The sequence below is a fragment of the Stenotrophomonas oahuensis genome, from assembly GCF_031834595.1.
Classification (GTDB): Bacteria; Pseudomonadota; Gammaproteobacteria; order Xanthomonadales; family Xanthomonadaceae; genus Stenotrophomonas; species Stenotrophomonas oahuensis.
Map to the genome: position 1 here is coordinate 3,090,989 of NZ_CP115541.1, position 20,934 is coordinate 3,111,922.

At 65.8% G+C, this 20,934-nt stretch carries 18 protein-coding genes and 1 pseudogene; 6 read left to right on the forward strand and 13 right to left on the reverse strand.

Features of this window, described 5'->3' with window-relative positions; genetic code table 11:
* Positions 1 to 114 precede the first annotated feature (114 nt).
* On the reverse strand, positions 115 to 1,923 hold the full coding sequence (locus PDM29_RS13750; protein WP_311190668.1) for a DUF885 domain-containing protein: 1,809 nt from the start codon (positions 1,921 to 1,923) through the stop codon (positions 115 to 117).
* A gap of 107 nt (positions 1,924 to 2,030) precedes the next feature.
* Here PDM29_RS13750 and PDM29_RS13755 point away from each other — a divergent pair, with 107 nt between their 5' ends.
* Complete coding sequence (locus tag PDM29_RS13755; RefSeq protein WP_311190669.1) at positions 2,031 to 2,387, forward strand: GFA family protein; 357 nt, start codon at positions 2,031 to 2,033, stop codon at positions 2,385 to 2,387.
* Between the two features lie 38 nt (positions 2,388 to 2,425).
* Positions 2,426 to 3,193 carry a DUF4349 domain-containing protein gene (locus PDM29_RS13760; RefSeq protein WP_311193788.1) on the forward strand — a complete coding sequence of 256 codons (768 nt, stop codon included), beginning with the start codon at positions 2,426 to 2,428 and terminating at the stop codon, positions 3,191 to 3,193.
* 87 nt (positions 3,194 to 3,280) lie between these two features.
* On the opposite strand, the gene PDM29_RS13765 is transcribed toward PDM29_RS13760, so the two are convergent.
* Together PDM29_RS13765 and PDM29_RS13770 are read right to left on the reverse strand one after the other, a co-directional pair.
* Positions 3,281 to 3,574, reverse strand: coding sequence for a hypothetical protein (locus PDM29_RS13765; protein ID WP_282295191.1), 294 nt, complete (start codon positions 3,572 to 3,574; stop codon positions 3,281 to 3,283).
* A gap of 70 nt (positions 3,575 to 3,644) precedes the next feature.
* Positions 3,645 to 4,601: a LysR substrate-binding domain-containing protein gene (locus tag PDM29_RS13770; RefSeq protein ID WP_311190670.1), complete on the reverse strand. Its 957-nt coding sequence runs from the start codon at positions 4,599 to 4,601 to the stop codon at positions 3,645 to 3,647.
* A 102-nt stretch (positions 4,602 to 4,703) separates the two neighbouring features.
* Between PDM29_RS13770 and PDM29_RS13775 the strand changes: the two genes are divergently transcribed.
* Positions 4,704 to 5,582 (forward strand): DMT family transporter, encoded by an 879-nt coding sequence (locus PDM29_RS13775; protein WP_311190671.1) that lies wholly within the window; start codon positions 4,704 to 4,706, stop codon positions 5,580 to 5,582.
* Between the two features lie 532 nt (positions 5,583 to 6,114).
* Here the strand turns inward: PDM29_RS13775 and PDM29_RS13780 are convergent.
* Positions 6,115 to 7,014 carry a peptidylprolyl isomerase gene (locus tag PDM29_RS13780; RefSeq protein ID WP_311190672.1) on the reverse strand — a complete coding sequence of 300 codons (900 nt, stop codon included), beginning with the start codon at positions 7,012 to 7,014 and terminating at the stop codon, positions 6,115 to 6,117.
* Between the two features lie 147 nt (positions 7,015 to 7,161).
* On the opposite strand from PDM29_RS13780, the gene PDM29_RS13785 reads away from it, so the two are divergent.
* Positions 7,162 to 7,527 carry a PadR family transcriptional regulator gene (locus PDM29_RS13785; RefSeq protein ID WP_311190673.1) on the forward strand — a complete coding sequence of 122 codons (366 nt, stop codon included), beginning with the start codon at positions 7,162 to 7,164 and terminating at the stop codon, positions 7,525 to 7,527.
* Positions 7,524 to 8,546 carry a sensor domain-containing protein gene (locus PDM29_RS13790; protein WP_311190674.1) on the forward strand — a complete coding sequence of 341 codons (1,023 nt, stop codon included), beginning with the start codon at positions 7,524 to 7,526 and terminating at the stop codon, positions 8,544 to 8,546. The genes PDM29_RS13785 and PDM29_RS13790 overlap by 4 nt, the downstream gene beginning before the upstream one ends.
* Before the next feature lie 128 nt (positions 8,547 to 8,674).
* On the opposite strand, the gene PDM29_RS13795 is transcribed toward PDM29_RS13790, so the two are convergent.
* Entirely contained in the window at positions 8,675 to 9,967 is a 1,293-nt protein-coding gene (locus PDM29_RS13795; RefSeq protein WP_311190675.1) for a polyhydroxyalkanoate depolymerase, read from the reverse strand.
* 118 nt (positions 9,968 to 10,085) lie between these two features.
* The gene (locus PDM29_RS13800; protein WP_311193789.1) at positions 10,086 to 10,679 is read right to left on the reverse strand and encodes a class I SAM-dependent DNA methyltransferase; all 594 of its coding nucleotides are present in this window, start codon (positions 10,677 to 10,679) and stop codon (positions 10,086 to 10,088) included.
* Positions 10,680 to 10,809: 130 nt separating this feature from the next.
* Between PDM29_RS13800 and PDM29_RS13805 the strand changes: the two genes are divergently transcribed.
* Positions 10,810 to 11,265, forward strand: coding sequence for a CopD family protein (locus tag PDM29_RS13805; protein WP_311190676.1), 456 nt, complete (start codon positions 10,810 to 10,812; stop codon positions 11,263 to 11,265).
* A gap of 197 nt (positions 11,266 to 11,462) precedes the next feature.
* On the opposite strand, the gene PDM29_RS13810 is transcribed toward PDM29_RS13805, so the two are convergent.
* From PDM29_RS13810 to lpxD, 7 genes and pseudogenes are all read right to left on the reverse strand, one after another.
* Positions 11,463 to 12,422 (reverse strand): acetyl-CoA carboxylase carboxyltransferase subunit alpha, encoded by a 960-nt coding sequence (locus PDM29_RS13810; RefSeq protein WP_282298036.1) that lies wholly within the window; start codon positions 12,420 to 12,422, stop codon positions 11,463 to 11,465.
* A 76-nt stretch (positions 12,423 to 12,498) separates the two neighbouring features.
* Positions 12,499 to 16,080, reverse strand: a complete 3,582-nt coding sequence (dnaE, locus tag PDM29_RS13815) for a DNA polymerase III subunit alpha (protein WP_311190677.1) — start codon at positions 16,078 to 16,080, stop codon at positions 12,499 to 12,501.
* 591 nt (positions 16,081 to 16,671) lie between these two features.
* A complete protein-coding gene (locus PDM29_RS13820) occupies positions 16,672 to 17,328 on the reverse strand; it encodes a ribonuclease HII (protein WP_311190678.1) in 657 nt (218 codons plus the stop codon).
* Positions 17,325 to 18,500 (reverse strand): annotated as a pseudogene (gene lpxB, locus PDM29_RS13825) (lipid-A-disaccharide synthase); the annotation flags it as partial. The pseudogene lpxB and the gene PDM29_RS13820, both read right to left, overlap by 4 nt.
* Before the next feature lie 8 nt (positions 18,501 to 18,508).
* Positions 18,509 to 19,300 carry an acyl-ACP--UDP-N-acetylglucosamine O-acyltransferase gene (gene lpxA / locus PDM29_RS13830; protein WP_311190680.1) on the reverse strand — a complete coding sequence of 264 codons (792 nt, stop codon included), beginning with the start codon at positions 19,298 to 19,300 and terminating at the stop codon, positions 18,509 to 18,511.
* A gap of 19 nt (positions 19,301 to 19,319) precedes the next feature.
* Positions 19,320 to 19,775, reverse strand: a complete 456-nt coding sequence (gene fabZ, locus PDM29_RS13835; RefSeq protein WP_311190681.1) for a 3-hydroxyacyl-ACP dehydratase FabZ — start codon at positions 19,773 to 19,775, stop codon at positions 19,320 to 19,322.
* Positions 19,772 to 20,794 (reverse strand): UDP-3-O-(3-hydroxymyristoyl)glucosamine N-acyltransferase, encoded by a 1,023-nt coding sequence (gene lpxD, locus PDM29_RS13840; protein ID WP_311190682.1) that lies wholly within the window; start codon positions 20,792 to 20,794, stop codon positions 19,772 to 19,774. Before lpxD ends, fabZ begins: the two co-directional genes overlap by 4 nt.
* Positions 20,795 to 20,934: the final 140 nt, after the last annotated feature.

Genomic DNA, 20,934 nt, shown 5'->3' on the forward strand with positions numbered 1-20,934 from the left:
TCGTAGTGACACGCCATGCGTGTCAAAGCCATGATCCTGCGCACGTAAACCCGCCATGCGTGTCCGCGCAAAAAAACAACGGCCCGGTTTCCACCGGGCCGTTTGTTCATCACATCACTCGATCGGCTGGCCCAGCATCAGCTGGCGCGCGAAGCGCACCGGCGGTGCGCCGTAGGACAGCATCTGGTCGTGGTAGGCCTTCAGGTTGAACTTCTCACCCTGCTTTTCCTGCACTGCCTTGCGGGTGTCGAAGTGTTCCTGCGCACCAACGAAGTAGGTCGGCAGCTGTGCCGAGGTGAGCTGCGCGCGCACCCACTTGCCCGACGCTTCGCTTTCCTGCTGGAACGCGTCGTGGGTCATCAGGTGCATCGCCTGATCACGCGTCCAGTTGTCCACGTGCACGCCCTGGTCCAGGATCGCGTTGGAAATGGTGCGCAGGTAGAACTTCAGCTGCACCAGATGGAACAGCGGGTCGTTGTCCAGGTAACCCTGCTCCTGCATCATCCGCTCGGTGTACACCGCCCAGCCTTCGGCGAACAGGCCCGAACGCAGCACCGCGCGCAGCGTCGACGGGAACTTGCCCGAGTGCCAGCCTTCCAGGTAGTGGCCCGGGGTGCCTTCGTGGATGCTCAGCAGGTGGATCATGCGGCTGTTGTATTCGCGCAGGAACGAGTCGACCTGCTTGTCGGTCCAGTCGTCCGGAATCGGTGACACCGCGTAGAAGGTCTTCAGGTTCTTGTCCAGTGGACCCGGCGAATCGCAGTAGGCCACTGCCACGCCGCGCTGGAACTCCGGCATCAGGATGATGTCCACCGGTGCATCCGGCAGGGTCATCAGGTCGTGCTTGCGCACGAACTCGGTCGACTGGGCGAGGGCGGCCTTGGCGTCTTCCACCACCTTGTCACGCGCCGGCTTTTCGGCGTACGCCAGTTCCAGCGCCGCCTCAATAGCCGCCTGCTGCTGCTCGTCGGTCGGGTTGGCTGGCAGGGCCGGCGCACCCGGCTTGTCCTTCAGCACGGTCTGGGCAATGCCGTACATGTCGCCGCGCACGCGCTTGAGTTCGGCACGGGCACGTTCGCCGATCTCGGCGCGCGACAGCGACGAGTTCAGCGCGAACTTCAGCTTCTGGTCGTACAGTTCCGCACCGATGCGGAAGTCGCCCTTGGCGTTCGGCACCAGCGTGGTGTCCAGCCAGGTCTGCTGTTCGGCGACGGCCTTCTTCAGCCCCTCGATGGCCGCCTGCAGGCGCTTGCCGTCTTCCGCCGGCAGTTCGCCGATGTGCGGGGTGATGAAGGTATCGACGATGCTCAGGATGCCCTTGTTCTGCTTGGCTACCGTTTCGGCATGGATCTTCGGCACGCGTGCCGGGTCCAGGTTCTCACGGGCCTGGGCAAAGATCTGCGGCAGTTTTTCCATGCGCGCGGTGGCCGACTTCAGGCGTTCGGGCAGCGGCGCGAATTCGCGTGCCATCAGGCCATACAGCGCACTGCCGGCAACGCCGTTGTACAGCTGCGGGTCCCACTTCGAGGACTGCAGTACTTCGGCATTCCAGATTTCCGACTGCAACTGGTTGCGCAGAATGGCCGCATCCACCTGGTTCTCGCGGCCGAGCTTGCTCACGTCCACCTTGTCCAGGTCGGCCAGCAGGCCCTTGTAGGCGGCCAGCGTCTTCTGCTGCCCGGCCGCGCTGAGGTCGTCGATCTCGCTGTCGTAGCGATGGTCGCCGATCTGGGTGGCGCTGACGGGCGACAGCTGCATCCAGGTGTCCAGGGCGCGCTTGGACAGGTCCGCAAAGGCGGCATCGGTCGCCGCGTCGCCGGCGCTGGCCGCGGCTTCGGTGCCGGTCGGGGCGGTGGGGGCGTCGGCCTGCTGGCAACCGCCGAGGGCGGCGATCAGGGCAAGGGCAAGAAGATGCTGGCGCATCGGCGATCCTGTGCTGTGGGTAATCGCCGAGCATAGGCCGGCCGTGGGCGGGCCCGCCCGTGCCATTGGATTACCATGGCGCTTTCCAGCGCAGGGTGGAGGGTGCCATGCAGTACCAGGGTAGCTGTCACTGTGGGAATATCGCCTTCACCGTCGACACCGACGAACCGATCGTCGACGTGGTCGACTGCAACTGTTCGCTGTGCCGCCGCCGAGGCGGTCTGCTGTGGTTCGCACCGCGCTCGGCGCTGACCCTGAACACGGACCCAGCGCGGCTGGGTACCTACCAGTTCAACAAGCACCATCTGGAGCATCATTACTGCGCCACCTGCGGAATTGCGCCGTTCAGCGAGGGCGTGGACCCGCGCAGCGGGCAGGCGATGGCGGCGGTGAATGTGCGCTGCCTGCCGGAGCTGGCGCTGGATGGCTTGAAGATCACCCACTTTGACGGAGCAAAGATGTGAGAACACGGATGACGTGGCGCGGATGCGCCGTGGCAGGGATGTTGGTACTGGCTGTGGCGGGCTGCAGCAAGAAGGTCAGTGAAATGGCGGCGGAAGCGTCGGCCGCCGGAGCCACCATCGCATCGCCGGAAGGCGCGATGCTGGCCTACGAGCACACACTGAACATCAAGCTGGAAGCTGCGCAGATTGCGCCACGGGTCAAGCAGATTGCCGAGGCCTGCCAATCAGCGCGGTTCGGCGACTGCGCGGTGCTTCGGGTGGAGCAGGAGGGCGGTGAGTATCCGTCCGGTTCGGTCCGCTTCCGGGTCGCCCCGAAGGGCGTGGAGCCCTTGATCAACCTGGCCGGCGAGGGCGGTGAAGTTGCCTCGCGGAACACCCAGGCCGAGGATCTGGCCCAGCAGGTGGCCGACACCGCGCTGACCAAGGCGCGTCTGCAGAAGGAGCATGAGCGTCTGCTGGCGTATCAGGACGGCAAGGACGTCAAGATGGCCGACCTGCTGGTGATTGCGCAGCGCCTGTCGGAGATCGAGGCTGGGGTGGAGCAGGCCAACAAGGACGCGGCCAACCAGCGGCGCCGTATCGACACGCAATTGGTGACCGTGCGCTTCAATGCCCCCTCGGGTGAACGCAATCGCAGTGCCATTGGCGAAGCCTTCGGTGATGCCGGGACGATCTTCACCGAGAGCATCGCCTTCCTGATCCGTGCCGTGGCGGCCCTGGTGCCGGTGGCGGTGGTGGGTGGGGCATTCGTGTGGGGTGTGCTGGCGCTGTGGCGTCGTCGCCGTCGCGCGCGGAAGGTGTCCTGAGGTATCGACCAACGGTCGATACCTACCGGAGGTCACGAGACCGGTAGGGCACGACCGTTGGTCGTGCCACTCCGCCGGCGGCCAACCTCACCCCTCGTCGTGCTCGTATTCCACGAACACATCCAGCTCGCGTGCCAGCGCCTCCACCGCATCGCGCACACGCTGGGTGGTGTATTCATTGCCGACCTCCACTTCCAGCTCATGAATGCCCGGGCCGATGTCATCGGACAGCCCCGCCGAACTGGAATCATCGTCGTCCATGTGCGGCATGAGGTCATCGGTTTCCTCGACGTGCTCGATGCCGTCAATGCTCTGCAACAGGTCGCTGATCGCGCGGGCGTCGTCTTCAGTGCCGGTGATTCTGAGTCGCAACAAAGCCATGGGAACTTCTCGGGGGAGTCGGGAGTTCCAGCCTAGCCAGCGGATGGACAAGAATGGGTGATGATGCAGGTCAGCCGGTAGCGCCCGACCGTGGGTCGGGTGCGATACCCATCAATTCCTCCGGCAGTGCGGGAATCGGCGTGCGTTCGTCCTGGGCCTCCCGCTTGAGCCAGTCCATGAACGTAACCGCGACCGGGCTGAGCGGGCGGTGCTCGGCGTGCACGACGTAGTACGCATAGCGGGCTTTCAGCGCGGGTCCGGGCAGGCGCACCAGTTCATAGCGCTGCAGGTAGGGCTGGGCAATGTGCTTGCGCGCGAGCACCGCGCCGATGCCATACACCGCTCCTCGCATGGCGTCGGTGCTGTCGCTGAAAACATGGGGCGTGGCCAGATCCAGGCCGCGCACACCGGCGGCACGGAACCAGTCACGCCAGCCTTGCGGCGACATGTCGCTGACCAGCGGTAGCTGCGCGATCTGTTCGGGTGCATGCAGTGCGGATACGCCGGGCAGGGCGGGCGAGGCGACCGGGAACAGTTCGTCGTCCATCAGGTGGTGGGCCGTCAGCCCTGGCCACTGACCCAGGCCGTAGCGGATGCCCAGTTCCGGACCATTCTCGTCGAAGCGGGTGAGTTCGCTGCTGGTCTGCAGTTCGATGCGCAGGCGCGGATGCAGCCGGGTGAAACGCGGCAGCCGCGGAATCAGCCAGCAGTAGGACAGCGAGCGAATCGTGGTGACCCGAAGCGGCACGATGTCGGCCTGAGGATGCAGGTTGGCGGCGACCGCATTGAGGTCACTGAGCGCGGCCGCGGCCGCATCGGCCAGCTGTCGGCCTTCGGCGGTAAGACGCACGCCGCGTGCCTGGCGCTGGAACAGCACGGTGCCGAGCAGGGCTTCCAGCCGGCGGACATGGTGGCTGACCGCGCTGGCAGTGAGGTGAAGTTCCTCGGCGGCGTGGGCGAAATTCTGGTGGCGGGCGGCGACCGCGAACACCCCCAGGGCGGGCAGCAGGGCAGGGCGCAGAATCATCGGCAAGACCCAAATCTGATTTGTGGCTGGCAGCGATACTACGCGCTTGCAAGGGGTTGAGCGCGGGCGGATGCTGTGTCACCCCCTTTCGGAGCCTGCGTCATGAGTGCGGACCTTGCAGCCACCCAGAGCCGCGACTGGCGCACCCCGCTGGAGCTGACCCTGCTGGGCGCGATCTGGGGTTGCTCGTTCCTGTTCATGCGGGTGGCGGTGCCGTCCTTCGGCCCCTACGCGCTGGTGGAGGTACGCCTGGTGCTGGGTGCGCTGGTGCTGCTGCCGTTCCTGTGGAAGGCGCGCGCGCTGTTCCCGGCACGGCGCTGGCTGTGGCTGGCTCCCATTGGTCTGATCAACTCGGCGTTGCCGTTTGTGCTGTTCGCTTACGCGGCCGAGCGCGCGCCGGCGGCGATCGGCGCGATCTGCAACGCGATGACGGTGCTGTTCGCGGCGCTGATCGCGTTCCTGTTCTTTGGCGAGAAAATCGGCATGCGTCGGGCGATCGCGCTGCTGGTGGGTTTTGCCGGCGTGGTGGTATTGGCCACGGCCAAGGTGAGCGGGTTGAGCATTGGCGCGGCGGTGATCGCAGGCGCAGCGGCGTCGCTGCTGTACGGCTTGGGCGTAAACCTGGTGAAGCGCCACATGACCGGCCTGCCGTCGGCGGCGGCCGCTGCTGCAACGCTGGGCTGTGCCTCGCTGTGGATGCTGCCGATGGCGATCACGCACTGGCCGCAGACAGCGGTGCCGTTCAACGCCTGGGCCTGCGCGGTCGCGCTGGGCGTACTCTGCACCGGGCTGGCCTTCCTGATGTTCTACCGCCTGATCGGCCGCATAGGCCCGGCCCGTGCCTCCACGGTGACGTACCTGATTCCGTTGTTCGGCGCAGCCTTCGCCTGGCTGTTCCTCGGCGAACCGGTCACCCTCGCCATGCTGATCGCCGGTGCCTTGATCCTCGGCAGCGTCGCGGTCTCGCAGCGCTCCGCGTAGAGCCGGGCTTGCCCGGCTGCTGTTGGATCTGTGCGAACAGCCGGCGGTCATCGGTTCCCGTGTTTGGGCGTGCCGGGATGGGTTTGCGGGACACGCCGTGAATACATCCCTGTAGGCTCGTCAAAAACATCCATGTTTTTGACGGTCCCGCAAACCCACCCCGGCACGCCCCAGACAGATGGCCGGTGGCCATGGGAAATGCCGAATCAACGGCGATGTTGATCCGGGCTCATGCGTTACCGGATGTTGGGGGCTTCACGGCGATCGTCTGTCGACCGATCCCACCGGGACTGCGAACGGGTCTTGATCTTCGTTGGCCACCGATGGCCTGTCGATGGCGGGTCGGGATGGGCTGGAGGGGGCATGAGCCGCATGGATGCGGCGACTGAGCTTACAGGGACGTACTTGCAGCGTCCCCCGGAACGCCCGTCCCGATCCGCCAACACAGAGAACCGATGACCGCCGGCTGTTCGCCCAAAACAAACGGCAGCCGGGCAACGCCCGGCGACACGTAGACCGTGCAATCAGAGAATCACCGCACCGGCACCGGAATGTTGCAAAGGTCGATATGCCCGGCCGCGCGCTTGTAGAAATCGTCCACGCGATTGCGCCGTGCTTCCACTGTGTCCATGAAGGTCTTCGAATCGGTGCGCAACACCTGCAGCGTCGGACGCTGTGACTCCGGCAGGTCGCTTACGCGCTGGATCGAGACAATCGGTGTGCGCTGTGATGCGTCCGCATAGAAGCCCATCGGGGCCGGTCCGCGGGGTAGCGCGCTCAGCAGTTCCATGCCCTTCAAAACCCGGCCCACCACGGTGATGTTGCGGTCCAGCTGACGTGGCGACTGCCCCGTCACCACGTACAGCTCCGCACCGATGCTGCTGTCTTCATCATTGTTGCGGCCCGCGCCCAGCGCGCCGTAGCAATGCGCCAGCCAGGTCTTGCCGTTGGCCGTGTCCTGGCCGACCGGGAAGCCGTCCACGAAGCCGGTATGGTCGGCCCAGCCGTCCTTGTCCGGCAGCACCGTGACCTTCAAGCCCTTGCTGTCGCGCTGGAACTCCGCCGGCAGCTTGCGCTTGGCGCTGCCCAGCGGCTTCGCCTTCGCCGCATCGTCCGCATCGGCATCTCCGAACTGCACCACGAAGTTGTCCTGCGACCGGTAGATGCTTTCGCCATCCCAGAAGTGCTCATGCGCCAGGATCTGGATGTTGGCCACGTGCTGCGGCGCGAACGCGGGGGCCAGTTCGATCACCACCTGGCCCGAGGCTAGGTTCATCACCAGCAGGTTGGCCGGGTCCGGCGTGCGCCAGTCGCTGGCCGGCGAGGCGTCCAGGATCTGCTGCGCGCTGCGGTAGGGCGTAGCGGCGCTGGCCAGGCCGGGCAGCAGACAGGCGAGCGCGAGGGCGAGCAGGGCAGGACGACGTGGCGACATGGCGGACCCTTTCAAGGAAGTGCCTCGATTCTGCGTGATCGACCGGGCGGCCCGCCAGCCACCCCTGCCCGCCGACAGGGTGACTAACGGCACGTTCGCTATAGCTGACTTCACACTAGTGTGGACTCCACGCTAGCGGAGAACGTCATGAGCGAGCACGACGCCCACCTCAAGAAGTTTCAGAAGGAACTCAGCGCTGGCACCGTGTCGCTGGCCCTGCTGGCCGTGCTGGCACGGGCCGGCGAGCCGCTGTACGGCTACTTGATCGCCAAAGAGCTGGAGCGGGTCGGAGAAGGCGTGCTGAGCGGCAAGCAGAGTGCGCTGTACCCGGTGCTGCGCAACCTCGAAGGTGCCGGGCTGCTGGAGAGCCAGATCGAGCCGTCGGTGGCCGGGCCACCGCGGCGTTACTACCGCATCAATGAACGTGGTCGTGAGGTGCTGGCGGAGTGGACCGCCGCCTGGCGCGCCACCCGGGATTCCGTCGATTCTGTACTGGAGGGGGTACTGCAATGAACGAACAGACCACGGCGGGAACAGGCCTGCCGACCACCATTCCGCAGTACCTGGCCCAGCTGCGCGCAGCCCTGCATGACGCCGACCCGGCGATGGTGCAGGACGCGCTGTATGACGCCGAGGAGTACCTGCGTTCGGAGCTGGCCGCACAGCCGGGCCGCAGCGAGGCCGAGGTGATTGCTGACGTCGCCGGCAGCTATGGCGCGCCGGAGGAAGTGGCCGAGATCTACCGCGAAACCGAAATCACCGTGAACCGAGCTCTGCGCACGCCCAGCGCGAGCGTGCGCCCGATTGCACGGGTGGTGCCGGCGACGGAACCGGGCGGCGTCGCTGTCGCAGCCGCAGCAGCAGCCGGGAGCGCCAGCGTGACGTCGTCGGATGCACCGGTCCCGCACCGCTCGGCGCTGGCGCGCTTCTTCGGCGTCGCGCTGGAGCCGCGCACCTACGGCTCACTGTTCTACATGCTGCTGTCGCTGGCCACCGGCACGTTCTTCTTCACCTGGGTGATCACCGGACTGTCGCTGTCGCTGGGATTGATGATCTTGATCATCGGTATTCCGCTGACCGTGCTTTTCTTCGGTTCCGTGCGCGGGCTGGCGCTGCTGGAGGGGCGGCTGGTGGAAGTGCTGCTGGGTGAGCGCATGCCGCGCCGGCCGCGCTATGCCGACCGCAGTCGCAGCTGGCTGCAGCGCATCGGCGACATGTTCACCGACGGCCGCACCTGGCTGACGATGCTGTACTTCGTGCTGATGCTGCCGCTGGGCATCGTCTACTTCAGCGTGGCGGTCACCCTGCTGTCGGCGTCGCTGGTCTTCATCTGGGCACCGGTGGCCTCGCTGCTGGCGCTGAATGGAAGCGGGGGAATCTACATCGACAGCGAATTGCTGCTGCTGCCGCTGTGGGCGATGCCGATGCTGGCCATCGTGGGCGTGGTGCTTCTGTTCTGCACCCTGCACCTGGCGCGCGGGGTGGGGTATCTGCATGGGCAGATGGCCAAGCATCTGCTGGTGCGCCTGTAAGGCGGTGATGACCAACGGTCATCACCTACCGGGCATGTATTGACCGTTGGTCGATACGAGCGGCGGTAGGTATCGACCGTTGGTCGATACGAGCGGCGGTAGGTATCGACCGTTGGTCGATACCCCCGTCAGCCGGCCTTCTTGCGGATCGGCGTCACGTTCTTCGGCTTCACCGCCTTCTGCGCATGCGCGGCGAAGAAGTCGCGCACCTTCGGGTACACGGTTTCGCGCCAACGACGGCCGCTGAAGATGCCGTAGTGACCCGCGCCTTCCACGATGAAATGCTCGCGGTGCTTTTCCGCAATGCCGGTACACAGTGCCTGCGCCGCTTCGGTCTGGCCCAGGCCGGCGATATCGTCCAGCTCGCCCTCAATGCTGAGCAGTGCGGTGCCGGTGATCGCGCCCGGATCCACCCGCTCGCCGTTGACGAACCACTCGCCGCGCGGCAGCAGGAACTGCTGGAACACCACGCGGATGGTGTCCAGGTAGTAGCGTGCCGGCATGTCCAGCACCGCGTTGTACTCGTCGTAGAAACGACGGTGCGCGTCGGCGTCTTCCATGTCGCCCTTCACCAGGTCGGCATAGAAGTCCCAGTGCGAGCTGAAGTGACGACTGGGGTTCATTGACAGGAATCCCGCGTGCTGCAGGAAGCCGGGATACACCTGGCGGCCGACACCCGGGTAACCCGGCGGCACGGTGTGGATCACGTTGTTCTCGAACCACGACAGCGGGTTCTGCGTGGCCAGGTTGTTCACTGCGGTGGGGCTGCAGCGCGCATCAATCGGGCCACCCATCATCACCAGCGTGCGCGGCGTGGTTTCGCCACGGCTGGCCATCAGTGACACCGCCGCCAGCACCGGCACGGTCGGCTGGCAGACGCTGACCACGTGCAGCTTCTCCGCACCCAGGTGGCGGATGAATTCCTGCACATAGGCGATGTAATCGTCCAGGCTGAACTCGCCTTCGCTGGCCGGCACCATGCGCGCGTCGACCCAGTCGGTCACGTACACGCGGTGGTCGCGCAGCAGGGTGCGCACGGTGTCACGCAGCAGCGTGGCGTGGTGGCCCGACAGCGGAGCCACCACCAGCACGAACGGCTGGTTGAGCATGGTGTGCAGCTGGTCGGCTTCGTTGCTGTGGCGCTTGAAGCGCAGCAGCTTGCAGAACGGCTTGCTGACCTCTTCGTGGACCACGATCGGCACGCGCTCGCCGTCCACTTCGATTTCGTTGATGCCCCATTCGGGCTTCTCGTAATCCTTGCCGATGCGGTGGAACAGCTCGTTCACCGCCGCCAGACGATCGGCACCGGGCATCTGCGACCACCAGTGGCCCGGATTGGCGAAGAACTTGGCATTGGCCTGGGCCTGGTGCACCCACGGGGCGAGCATGTTGCGGGTCAACTCATGCAGCTGGTAGAGCATGGCGTCCGAATATGTATGGTCATATGTTGCCGCGCAGCATACCGCAAAGCAGAGGCTGCCACCTTAATGCGCCACCGTAGAGCGGGGCTTGCCCCGCTGAACGGCTGCCATTGCCCGTTCAGCCCCCGCGTTCCAATGCCGCTGCGTGGCCGGCCAACGCCGGCGACAGCCAGCAATGCGAGCCCAGCGAGGTAAAACCTTCCGCCTTCAGGTGCCGATGATACCAACCGGCGGGCCGCGCCTGGAAGCCTTCATGGTCACCCTCAAACTCGTCCTCGGCGGTGAACGCCTCCAGGAAGGCCACCCCGGCCGTGAGTTCGGCAAAGCCGGCCAGGGCCGGGCGCAGCTCGCGGCTGGGCACGTAGTGCATCACATCGGCGCAGACCAGCAGGTCCACCGGCGGGCAGGGGCGCAGCCAGGCAAAGTCGCCCACCCGCGCCGGGTGCAGGTTGCGGCTGCGCCCGAAGCGCTGCACCGCGTATTCGCTGCTGTCGAACCCCATGTACTGCACCCGCGGGCGCAGCTTGAGCAGGGGCGCACGCCACGCCGCCTCGCCGGCCCCGATGTCCAGCACGGTGCGGATCGGGCGTTCCAGGTAGTACTCGGCCGTGGCCACCGCCAGCGCCACCTTGCGTGCCAGCCGCGCGGCCCCGCCGGTCTGGTCAGGCTGGTACCAGCGCTGGAAGTAGGCGTGGTCGTAGGTCTTGGTCATGCGTGCAGGGGAATGGCCGGAAACGGACGCCATGGTAGCGGAGCGGCGTGCGTCAAAGCGTCGCGCATGCGCGGATCGGGGGAATGGGTGAAAATGAACGACATTCCACGCCAGCCGCCGGAGCAAGCGCATGCAGTCCTATTACTGGGTCAAGACCTTTCACCTGGTGTTCGTGGTGGCGTGGATGGCATCGGTGTTTTACCTTCCGCGCATCCTGGTCAACCTGAGCGAGACCGCCGGGCAACTGCCGGTGGTGGAGCGGCTGCAGCTGATGGGCCTGCGCCTGTATCGGTTTGGCCACATGATGTTCGGCATCGCGCTGGTGCTGGGCCTGGTGCTGTGGCTGGGTTACCGGGTGTTCCCGGATTTCCCGACCATGGTGGCACCGGGGGCGGCCGGCTGGCTGCATGCCAAGCTGGGGCTGGTGGTACTGCTGCTGGTGTACTTCACCTGGACCGGGCGCTTGTTGAAGGGTGCAGTGAAGGGAAAAACGCTGCCATCTTCGCGCGCGCTGCGCTGGTTCAATGAGCTGCCGCTGGTGCTGTTCATCGGGGTGGTGTGGCTGGTGCTGGCCAAGCCGTTCTGATCAATCCGGAGCCGCGCGGACACGCATGGCTGGTCTACGTGCGCAGGATCATGGCTTTGACACGCATGGCGTGTCACTACGATCCTTGGTCGCGCGACCTGTAGGGACACGCCATGCGTGTCCCCGGGATGTCGGCCAATCACGTAAACAAAAACCGGGCGCTTGGCCCGGTTTTTTATTGCCGCAAACACCGCCAATCAGGCGGTTTCGTAGGCACCATAGCTGCGCAGGCGCTCGTAGCGCTTCTGCAGCAAGTCCTCGGTGGACAGCTTCTCCAGAGCATCCAGCTCGTTGAGCAGCACGGCCTTCAGGCGTTTGCCCATCGCGGTCGGGTTGCGGTGTGCGCCGCCGGTGGGTTCACGCACCACCTTGTCGACCAGGCCCAGGCCCTTCAGGCGCGGCGCGGTCAGGCCCAGCTGCTCGGCCGCTTCCTTGGCCTTGCCCGCGTCCTTCCACAGAATCGAGGCGCAGCCTTCCGGGCTGATGGTCGAGTACACGCTGTACTCCAGCATGATGGTGCGGTCGCCCACGCCCAGCGCCAGTGCGCCGCCGGAGCCGCCTTCGCCGATCACGGTGCAGATCACCGGCACCTTCAACTCGGCCATTTCCATCAGGTTGCGTGCAATCGCTTCGGACTGGCCGCGCGATTCGGCGTCGATGCCCGGCCAGGCACCGGCGGTGTCGATCAGGGTCAGCACCGGCAGGCCGAAGCGCTCGGCCATCTTCATCAGGCGCAGTGCCTTGCGGTAACCCTCCGGCTTGGGCATGCCGAAGTTGCGTTTGATCTTTTCCTTGGTGTCGCGGCCCTTCTGGTGGCCGATCAGCATCACCGGGCGGCCGCCAATGCGGGCCAGACCACCGACAATCGCCTTGTCGTCGGCGAAAGCGCGGTCGCCCGCCAGCTCCTGAAACTCGTCACAGAAGATGCGGATGTAGTCCTGGGTGTACGGGCGCTGCGGATGGCGCGCCAGCTGCAGCACCTGCCACGAGGTCAGGTTGCGGAAGATCTGCGCGGTGCGCACCCGCAGCTTGTCCTGCAGGGCGTGTACTTCGGCCTCGACATTGACCGCCGGGCCGGCGCTGGCGCTGCGCAGCTCCTGGATCTTGGCTTCCAGATCAGCGATGGGTTGCTCGAAGTCGAGATAGTTCGGATTCATCGGAAGCCGTCGTGAAGTAAAGAGGGAAAGTGTAGCCGAATGCGTCGAAATACCCCGTACGCAGTCGTCTGGTGGGTCAATTCGCCCAGGGCGGGCTGTAGCGGACCTTCAACGTGCGCACGGCCGGATCGGCCCGCAGCGCGTCCACCAGCTGGCTGTCCACGCGTACGGCGGTCTCGCCGCCCACGTCGAGCATGCCGGCCACCGGGCCCTGCGGCGAGCCCAGCAGCAGGTCCAGGCGCAGGGGCGTGCGGCCGGGGCGATGGCGGTCCAGCAGCGCATTCACGCGGCTCCAGACCGGGTCGCCCTGGCGCAGGTCCAGGCGTAGCGACAGCCGGGTCGCGTAGTTGGCGCAGATTTCCTCGTAATCCCAGCACTGGCGGATGCGCAGCGCGTAGCCGCCGTTGAACTCGTCCTCGCGCAGGCCGCCCTTGACCACCAGGATGCGGTCCTTGGTCATCAGGTGGCCGAATTCGGCCAAGCCGTCGGAGAAGGCGCTGCACTCGACCCGGCCACGGCCATCTTCCAGCTGCATGAAGATCTGGCTTTCACCCTTGCGACGCACGCCGACCACCAGCCCGGCCAGGATCACCGGGGTTTCCTGGCGCCAGGCGCGCTTTTCGCCGTCCTTGCTGGGGCGGGCCGGGGGAATGAGTTTTTCCAGCATGCCCAGGTCGGTGCCGACCAGTTCCTTGACGTCCTCCGCCCACGGGTCGAAGGGGTGACCGCTGAGGTAGAAGCCCAGCGTTTCACGCTCGCCTTCCAGCAGCTGCGCCAGCGCCCATTCCTTCGCTTCGGGCAGGTCCAGCTGCATCGCGGTGCTGACCGGGTCCGGCGCGCCGAACAGCGAGTTCTGGCCAGAGGCCTTCTCGCGCGACATCTGGTCGGTGGCCTTGAGCACTTCCGGCAACTGCAGCATCAGCGAGGCGCGGTTCTTGCCCAGGCCATCCAGCGCGCCGCAGTTGATCATCGCCTCTAGCGTGCGGCGATTGAGCTTGCCGGACTCGATGCGCATGCAGAAATCCAGCAGCGATTCGTAGCGTCCCTTGGCGATGCGCTCGTCGACCACCGCTTCGCATGCGCCCTGGCCCACGCCCTTGATCGCACCCAGGCCGTACTGGATGGTGTCGGCACTGGAGGCCTCGAACATGTACGCCGATTCGTTGACCTTCGGCGGCAGCACGGTCAGGCCGAGGTTGCGCACTTCAGCCAGGAAGCCGACCACCTTGTCGGTGTTGTCCATGTCCGACGACAGCGTCGCGGCCATGAACTCGGCAGGGTAGTGACGCTTGAGCCAGGCGGTCTGGTAACTGACCAGTGCGTACGCGGCGGCGTGCGACTTGTTGAAACCGTAGCCGGCGAACTTTTCCATCAGGTCGAAGATTTCGTCGGCCTTGGGACCGTCGACGCCGCCCTTGGCCGCACCCTCGCGGAAGATCTCACGGTGCTTGGCCATTTCCGCCGGCACCTTCTTGCCCATCGCTCGGCGCAGCAGATCCGCGCCGCCCAGAGAGTAGCCGCCGACGATCTGCGCCATCTGCATCACCTGCTCCTGGTACACCATGATGCCGTAGGTGTCCTTGAGGATGGCTTCGGTGCGCGGATCGGGATAAATGATCTCTTCCTGGCCGTGCTTACGCGCGTTGAAGGAGGGAATCAGGTCCATCGGGCCGGGGCGGTACAGCGACACCAGCGCGATCAGATCTTCGAAACGGTCGGGGCGCGCGTCCTTCAGCAGACGGCGCATGCCCGAGGATTCAAACTGGAACACCGCACCGGTGTTGCCGTTGGCGAAGATGTCCTTGTAGGTGGGCGCGTCGTCGAGCGGCAGGGCGGTGATGTCCACCGGCGGAATGCCGGCGCGCGCATGCCGTTTGTTGATCGCCTTCACTGCCCAGTCAATGATGGTCAGCGTGCGCAGGCCGAGGAAGTCGAACTTCACCAGGCCGACTTCTTCGACGTCGTTCTTGTCGAACTGGGTCACCGGGTTGCGGCCACGACCGCCTTCGTCGTGTTCGGCGAACAGCGGGCAGAACTCGGCCAGCGGCTCCGGCGCGATCACCACGCCACCGGCGTGCTTGCCGGCGTTGCGGGTGAGATCTTCCAGCTGCCGCGCCAGGTCGATCAGGTCGCGCACTTCGTCTTCGGACTGGTAGCGCTGGATCAACTCCGGCGAGGCCATTTCCGAATCCTTGCCTTCGCCCATCGCGTCCTTGAGCGAAATACCCAGGATGTTGGGAATCAGCTTGGAAACGCCATCGACCAGGCCATACGGGAAGCCGAGCACGCGACCGGAGTCGCGCACCACCGCCTTGGCGGCCATGGTGCCGTAGGTGATGATCTGGCTGACGCGCTCACGCCCGTACTTGCGCGCGACGTAGTCGATGACCTCGTCGCGGCGGTCCATGCAGAAGTCGATGTCGAAGTCGGGCATCGACACGCGCTCGGGGTTGAGGAACCGCTCGAACAGCAGGTTGTACGGAATCGGATCAAGATCGGTGATCTGCAGTGCCCACGCCACCAGCGAGCCGGCACCGGAACCACGACCCGGACCAATCGGAATGCCCTGGTTCTTGCCCCACTGGATGAAGTCGGCCACGATCAGGAAGTAGCCCGGGAAGCCCATCTTGATGATGGTCGACAGCTCGAATTCCAGCCGCTCGAAGTAGTCTTCGCGGGTTTTGCCTTCGGCCAGCGGGTTCTTTTCCAGGCGCGCTTCCAGACCCTTGCGCGACTCGCTGCAGATCCAGCTGTCCAGGGTCTCGTTGTCGGGCACCGGGTAGTTGGGCAGGAAGTAGGTGCCCAGCCGCATTTCCACGTTGCAGCGTTCAGCCAGCGCCAGGGTGTTGTCGATGGCATCGGGAATGTCGGCGAACAGCGCGCACATTTCCTCGGGCGACTTCAGGTACTGCTGTTCGCTGTAGTCGCGCGGGCGCTTGGGGTCATCCAGCACGCGGCCGGAGGAAATGCACACGCGCGCCTCATGCGCGCTGAAGTCGTCCGGGCGCAGGAAGCGCACGTCGTTGCTGGCCACCACCGGCAGGCCACGCTGGCCGGCGGCCATCAGCGCGAACTGGTTGAAGGCTTCTTCTCCCTCGCGCCCGGTGCGGGTCAGTTCCAGGTGCAGGCCATCGCCAAACACGCGCTGCCAGTCGGCGAGCTGCTGTTCGGCAAGGTCATGCCGGCCTTCACCGGCCAATCGACCGGCCAGGCTCTCGCGCCCGGCCAGCGCAAACAGGTTATGGCAGCCGGCCTTCAGCCAGTCCGGATGCACGGCCACGCCGCCTTCCGGCCGATGGCCTTCCATCCAGGCGCGGGTGAGCAGGCGTGACAGGCTGAGATAGCCTTCGCGGTCGCGACACAGCAGGGTCATCCGCCACGGCGTCATGCCTTCTTCGGCAATCATCACGTCGGCACCGGCAATGGGCTTGATGCCCACGGTCTCGGCGGCCTTGTAGAACTTGACCAGCGCGAACAGGTTGTTCAGGTCGGTGACGGCCAGGGCCGGCAACTGCAGTTCGACGGCACGGCTGAGCAGATTGGCCTGTTTGGCCTTTTTCGGGTCAGCCTGATCCGGTTTCGCCGGGACACGGATAGTCGAATCCGCCAGCGAAAACTCGGTGTGGACGTGAAGATGTACGAAACGGGAAGTGGACATGCCGGGCCAATGTAATGCGCGGTCAGGGTATCCGCGCGGGCGCACCCGGACAAGGTCTTGACAGTCAGGTTGCAGCCAGAAGCCAGAGCCAGAGCACAGCCGTGGGCTGCGGGTCTACGTGCTTGGGGCCATCGGATGGGGGGTACGGGACACGCCGTGAACCCATCCATGGGGGCTCGTCAAAAACATCCATGTTTTTGACGGTCCCGTACCCCCCATCCGATGGCCCTTCGACACATGGCCGGCGGCCATGGGAAATGCCACGTCAACGGCGGTGCCGATTCGGGGTCATGCGTTACCGGATGTTGCCCGTTTCACGGCGATCGTCTGTCGACCGATCCCACCGGGGCAGCGCGGATGGGTTTTGAACTTCTTTGGCCACCGACCCTCTGTCTGGGGCGTGCCGGGGTGGGTTTGCGGGACCGTAGAAAACATGGATGTTTTCTACGAGCCCCCATGGACGGGTTTACGGCGTGTCCCGCAAACCCACCCCGGTGCGCCCAAACTCTGAAACCGATGACCACAGGCTGTTCGCCTGAATCCAACAGCAGCCGGGCAAGCCCGGCTCTACGTATGCGGGCTGCGGAGGTTTTAGGCGAGCGCGGGCGACGGAGCCAGGCAGTCGCGGACCGGGGCGAAGCTGCGGCGGTGGGCAGGGCAGGGGCCGTGCTGGCGCAGGGCGGCCAGGTGGGCGGGGGTGCCGTAGCCTTTGTGCTGGTCGAAACCGTAATGGGGGTGCTGCTCATGCAGTTGCTGCATGTAGCGGTCACGGCTGACCTTGGCCAGGATCGAGGCGGCCATGATCGCGCGGTCCAGGGCGTCGCCGCCGACCAGCGCTTCGGCCGGGCAGGGCAGGCCCTTGGGGATCTTGTTGCCGTCGATGCGGGCGAACTGGGCCACGTGCGCCACGCCTTCCACTGCGCGGCGCATGCCCGCCATCGTGGCCTGGAAGATGTTCAGCGTATCGATCTCATCCACGTCCACCAGCACGATGTGGAAGGCCAACGCGCGCTGCTGGATCTTGTCGAACAGCGCGTCGCGGCGCAGCGCGGTCAGCTGCTTCGAATCATCCAGCCCGTTCAGGCGTGGGCGATCCGGGCAGAACACCACGGCGGCCACCGCCACCGGGCCCGCCAGCGGACCTCGACCGGCTTCGTCCACCCCCGCGATGTAACGCGGGGCCACGGTCGCCAACGCCGCGCTGTCGAACAGCGCCAACGATGCTTCGGCTGCGTGCCGACGGCTCATGCCGCTGCGCCACCCTGCGCCGGGCGGTTCAGCAACTCAGCCACCGCATCAGCTGCGCGTGCTGATGCGTCCTGGCGCAACTGGTGATGCAGCTTCTGGTAGGTCGGCTGGATGTCCAGGCCGCGTTGCGGGTGGTCGAACCATTGCAGGATCGCCGCTGCCAGTTGGTCCGGAACACAGTCGTGCTGGATCAGTTCCGGCGCAAGATCCTTGCCGGCCAGAATGTTCGGCAGCGCGAAGCGGTCCACCTTGATCAGGCCCAGCGCCTTCACGATCCGGTAAGTCAGCTCCGCCACGCGATAGCCCACTACCATCGGACGCTTCACCAGCATCGCCTCGAGCGTCGCGGTGCCGGAGGCCAGCACCACCACGTCTGCGGCGATCATCGCGGTGCGCGCCTCACCATCCAGCACGTGCGAGTACGCCACCGGCAACGCCGAGCGCGACAGCTGTTCGGTGATCAGACGTCGGCAGGCCGGGTTGGCCGCCGGCACCACCACGTGCAGGCCGGGGATGCGTTCGGAAACCTGCCAGGCCGCCTCGAAGAACGCCTGGCCCAGCTTGCTGATCTCGCCCAGGCGGCTGCCTGGCAGCACCGCCAGCACCTTGGCATTGGATGGCAGGCCCAACGCCACACGCGCGGCCTCGCGGTCGCTGTGCAGCGGGATGTCGTCGGCCATCGGGTGGCCGACAAAGCGTGCATCGATGCCATGCTTGGCATAGATCGGCGGTTCCATCGGGAACAGGCACAGCACCATGTCCGCGCTGGCCCCGATCTTCTCCGCGCGTTTCTCGCGCCACGCCCACACCGACGGGCTCACGTAGTGCACGGTGCGGATGCCGCGTTCCTTCAACCAGCGCTCCACGCCCAGGTTGAAGTCCGGCGCGTCGATGCCGATGAACACGTCTGGCTGCCAGTCCAGCACACGAGTGCGGAACTCCTTGCGCAGCTTCAGCAGCCGCGGCAGGTGGCGCAGCACTTCGGTCAGGCCCATCACCGCCAGTTCGCTGGCATCGAACCAGGTCAGGCAGCCGGCGTTGCGCATGGCATCACCGCCGATGCCGGCAAACTCGGCATCGGGGAATCGCTGTGCCAGTTCACGGATCAGCCCGGCACCGAGCAGGTCACCGGAGGCTTCACCGGCCACCAGCGCGATCCGCAGCGGCCTGCCCGTACCCGTCATCGCAGCAGCGGCCGTTCGGCCTGCTCGATGAAGTCCAGCAGGTCCTTGACGTCGCTGCTGGTCTTGGCCTGTTCGGCCAGCTGCACTTTCGCGTCAGCCAGCGGCAGGCCGGCCACGTACAGCGTGCGGTAGGCGCGCTTGATGCTGGCAATGCGCTCGGCATCGAAGCCACGGCGCTTGAGGCCTTCGCTGTTGATGCCGCGCGGACGGCCGAGCGAGTCGCTGCCGACCATGGTGAACGGCGGTACGTCGCCGTTGGTCAGCGCGCCCATGCCCAGGAAGGCGTGCGCGCCGATCCGGCAGAACTGGTGCGCGCCAGCGAAGCCGCTGATGATCACGTAGTCGCCCACGGTGACATGGCCGGCCAGGGTGGTGTTGTTGGAGAACACGCAGTTGTTGCCGACATGGCAGTCATGCGCCACATGCGTGTAGGCCAGCATCCAGTTGCCGTTGCCGATGGTGGTGATGCCGCCACCGCCGCCGGTACCGCGGTTGAGGGTGACGAACTCGCGGAACACGTTGTCGTCGCCGATCACCAGTTCGGTACGCTCGCCGGCGTATTTCTTGTCCTGCGGCTCGCCACCGACGGCAACATGGCCGATGAAGCGGTTGTTGCGGCCGATCCGGGTCGGGCCGTGGATCGAGCAGTGCGGTCCGATCTCGGTGCCTTCGCCAATGACGACGTCGGCACCGATCAGGCAGAACGCACCGACGCGCACATCCGCAGCCAAGCTCGCCGACGGGTCGATGACCGCGGTGGGGTGGATGAGAGGAGCGTTGTCGGTCATTGCAGGTCTCCTGCCTGGATCATTCTCGGGTGCCGGCGCACAGCACTTCGGCGCAGGCGACCACTTCGCCGTCGACCTTGGCCACGCAGTCGTACACCGCCATGTTGCGGATCACGCGCTTGATTTCCACGTGCATTTCCAGCACATCGCCCGGCACCACCTGGCGGCTGAAGCGCGCCTTGTCGACCTTGACCATGTAGAACAGCTTGGACTGTGCATCGCGGCCCAGGGTGAGCTGGGTCAGCACGCCACCGGCCTGGGCCATGGCTTCGATGATCAGCACGCCGGGCATGATCGGCTGGCTCGGGAAATGACCCTGGAAGAACGGTTCATTGATGCTGACGTTCTTGGTGGCAACGATGGTGCGCTTCTCGTAGTCAATCGAGAGCACCTTGTCGACCAGCAGGAACGGGTAGCGATGCGGGATCAATGCCTGGATCTGGGTGATGTCCGGCAGCTTCTGTTCGTGGCTCATTCCTTCTCCTTGCTCACAGACAGGATGCGACGGGCCAGGGCATCAAGCTGCTTGAAGCGCGCGGCGTTCTTGCGCCACGTGCGGTTGTCGGTCAGTGGGGTGCCGGAGGAATACTCGCCCGGCTCGGTAATGGAGTTGCGCACCACCGATTTGCCGGTGATGACGACCTTGTCGCAGATTTCGAGGTGGCCGACGACGCCGACCGCGCCGCCGAGCAGGCAGTAACGGCCGATCTTGGCGCTGCCGGCAATGCCGGTGCAGCCGGCGATGGCCGAGTGCGCGCCGATCTGGACGTTGTGCGCGATCTGGACCAGGTTGTCCAGGCGCACGTCGTTGTCGAGCACGGTGTCTTCCAGCGCACCGCGGTCGACGCAGGTGTTGGCTCCGATCTCGCAGTCGTCGCCAATGCGCACGCCACCGAGCTGGGGCACCTTGATCCAGCTGCCAGCATCCATGGCCAGGCCGAAGCCGTCTGCACCGAGCACGGCACCGGGGTGTACGCGCACGCGCTTGCCGAGCTTGACCCGGGTGACCAGGGTGACCCGGGCGATCAGTTCGCAGCCGGTATCGAGGCTGCAGTCCTCACCGATGACGCTGCCGGGGCCGACGATGCAGTTCTCACCGACCACGCTGCGCGCACCGATGGTGACGAACGGACCGATATGGGCGCTGGCGGCGACCTGGGCGGCCGGGTCGATGATGGCACTGGGGTGGATGCCGGGTTCGCGCAGCGGCGCGATGTCGAACAGCGCGGCGATCTTGGCGAAGGTGGTGTAGGGGTCCTTGGCGATCAGCGCGGTACCGGGGGCGGCATCGGCGTCGTCGGCGCGCAGCACCACGATGCCGGCCTGGCTGTCGGCCAGCTGGCTGCGGTAGCGCGGGTTGGCCAGGAAGGTCAGCTGGCCGGGTCCGGCATGGGCAAGCGTGGCCACGCCCTGAATGGCGGTGGCACCGTCGCCATGGACCTGCAGGCCAAACTGCTCGGCGAGTTGCTGGGCGGTATAGGTAGGAGTATTCACGCCGGAAGTTTACCGTGTGCCGTGACTTCGGTCATGTTGGCCTCCCGGTCAATGCAACTTTCCCGCGAACAGCCCTCGGTTCAAGGGTTCGCTGGCTTGGCGGGTCGGGGCGGGCGTTCCGGGGGACGCTGCAAGTACGT

Coding starts and splice junctions, on each gene's coding strand:
- lpxA (WP_311190680.1), bottom strand. CDS start 19,300: ATGACCGACAACGCTCCTCTCATCCACCCCACCGCGGTCATCGACCCG.
- PDM29_RS13790 (WP_311190674.1), top strand. CDS start 7,524: ATGAACGAACAGACCACGGCGGGAACAGGCCTGCCGACCACCATTCCG.
- PDM29_RS13750 (WP_311190668.1), bottom strand. CDS start 1,923: ATGCGCCAGCATCTTCTTGCCCTTGCCCTGATCGCCGCCCTCGGCGGT.
- dnaE (WP_311190677.1), bottom strand. CDS start 16,080: ATGTCCACTTCCCGTTTCGTACATCTTCACGTCCACACCGAGTTTTCG.
- PDM29_RS13785 (WP_311190673.1), top strand. CDS start 7,162: ATGAGCGAGCACGACGCCCACCTCAAGAAGTTTCAGAAGGAACTCAGC.
- PDM29_RS13780 (WP_311190672.1), bottom strand. CDS start 7,014: ATGTCGCCACGTCGTCCTGCCCTGCTCGCCCTCGCGCTCGCCTGTCTG.
- PDM29_RS13810 (WP_282298036.1), bottom strand. CDS start 12,422: ATGAATCCGAACTATCTCGACTTCGAGCAACCCATCGCTGATCTGGAA.
- PDM29_RS13765 (WP_282295191.1), bottom strand. CDS start 3,574: ATGGCTTTGTTGCGACTCAGAATCACCGGCACTGAAGACGACGCCCGC.
- PDM29_RS13775 (WP_311190671.1), top strand. CDS start 4,704: ATGAGTGCGGACCTTGCAGCCACCCAGAGCCGCGACTGGCGCACCCCG.
- PDM29_RS13800 (WP_311193789.1), bottom strand. CDS start 10,679: ATGACCAAGACCTACGACCACGCCTACTTCCAGCGCTGGTACCAGCCT.
- PDM29_RS13760 (WP_311193788.1), top strand. CDS start 2,426: ATGTTGGTACTGGCTGTGGCGGGCTGCAGCAAGAAGGTCAGTGAAATG.
- fabZ (WP_311190681.1), bottom strand. CDS start 19,775: ATGAGCCACGAACAGAAGCTGCCGGACATCACCCAGATCCAGGCATTG.
- PDM29_RS13805 (WP_311190676.1), top strand. CDS start 10,810: ATGCAGTCCTATTACTGGGTCAAGACCTTTCACCTGGTGTTCGTGGTG.
- PDM29_RS13770 (WP_311190670.1), bottom strand. CDS start 4,601: ATGATTCTGCGCCCTGCCCTGCTGCCCGCCCTGGGGGTGTTCGCGGTC.
- PDM29_RS13755 (WP_311190669.1), top strand. CDS start 2,031: ATGCAGTACCAGGGTAGCTGTCACTGTGGGAATATCGCCTTCACCGTC.
- PDM29_RS13820 (WP_311190678.1), bottom strand. CDS start 17,328: ATGAGCCGTCGGCACGCAGCCGAAGCATCGTTGGCGCTGTTCGACAGC.
- PDM29_RS13795 (WP_311190675.1), bottom strand. CDS start 9,967: ATGCTCTACCAGCTGCATGAGTTGACCCGCAACATGCTCGCCCCGTGG.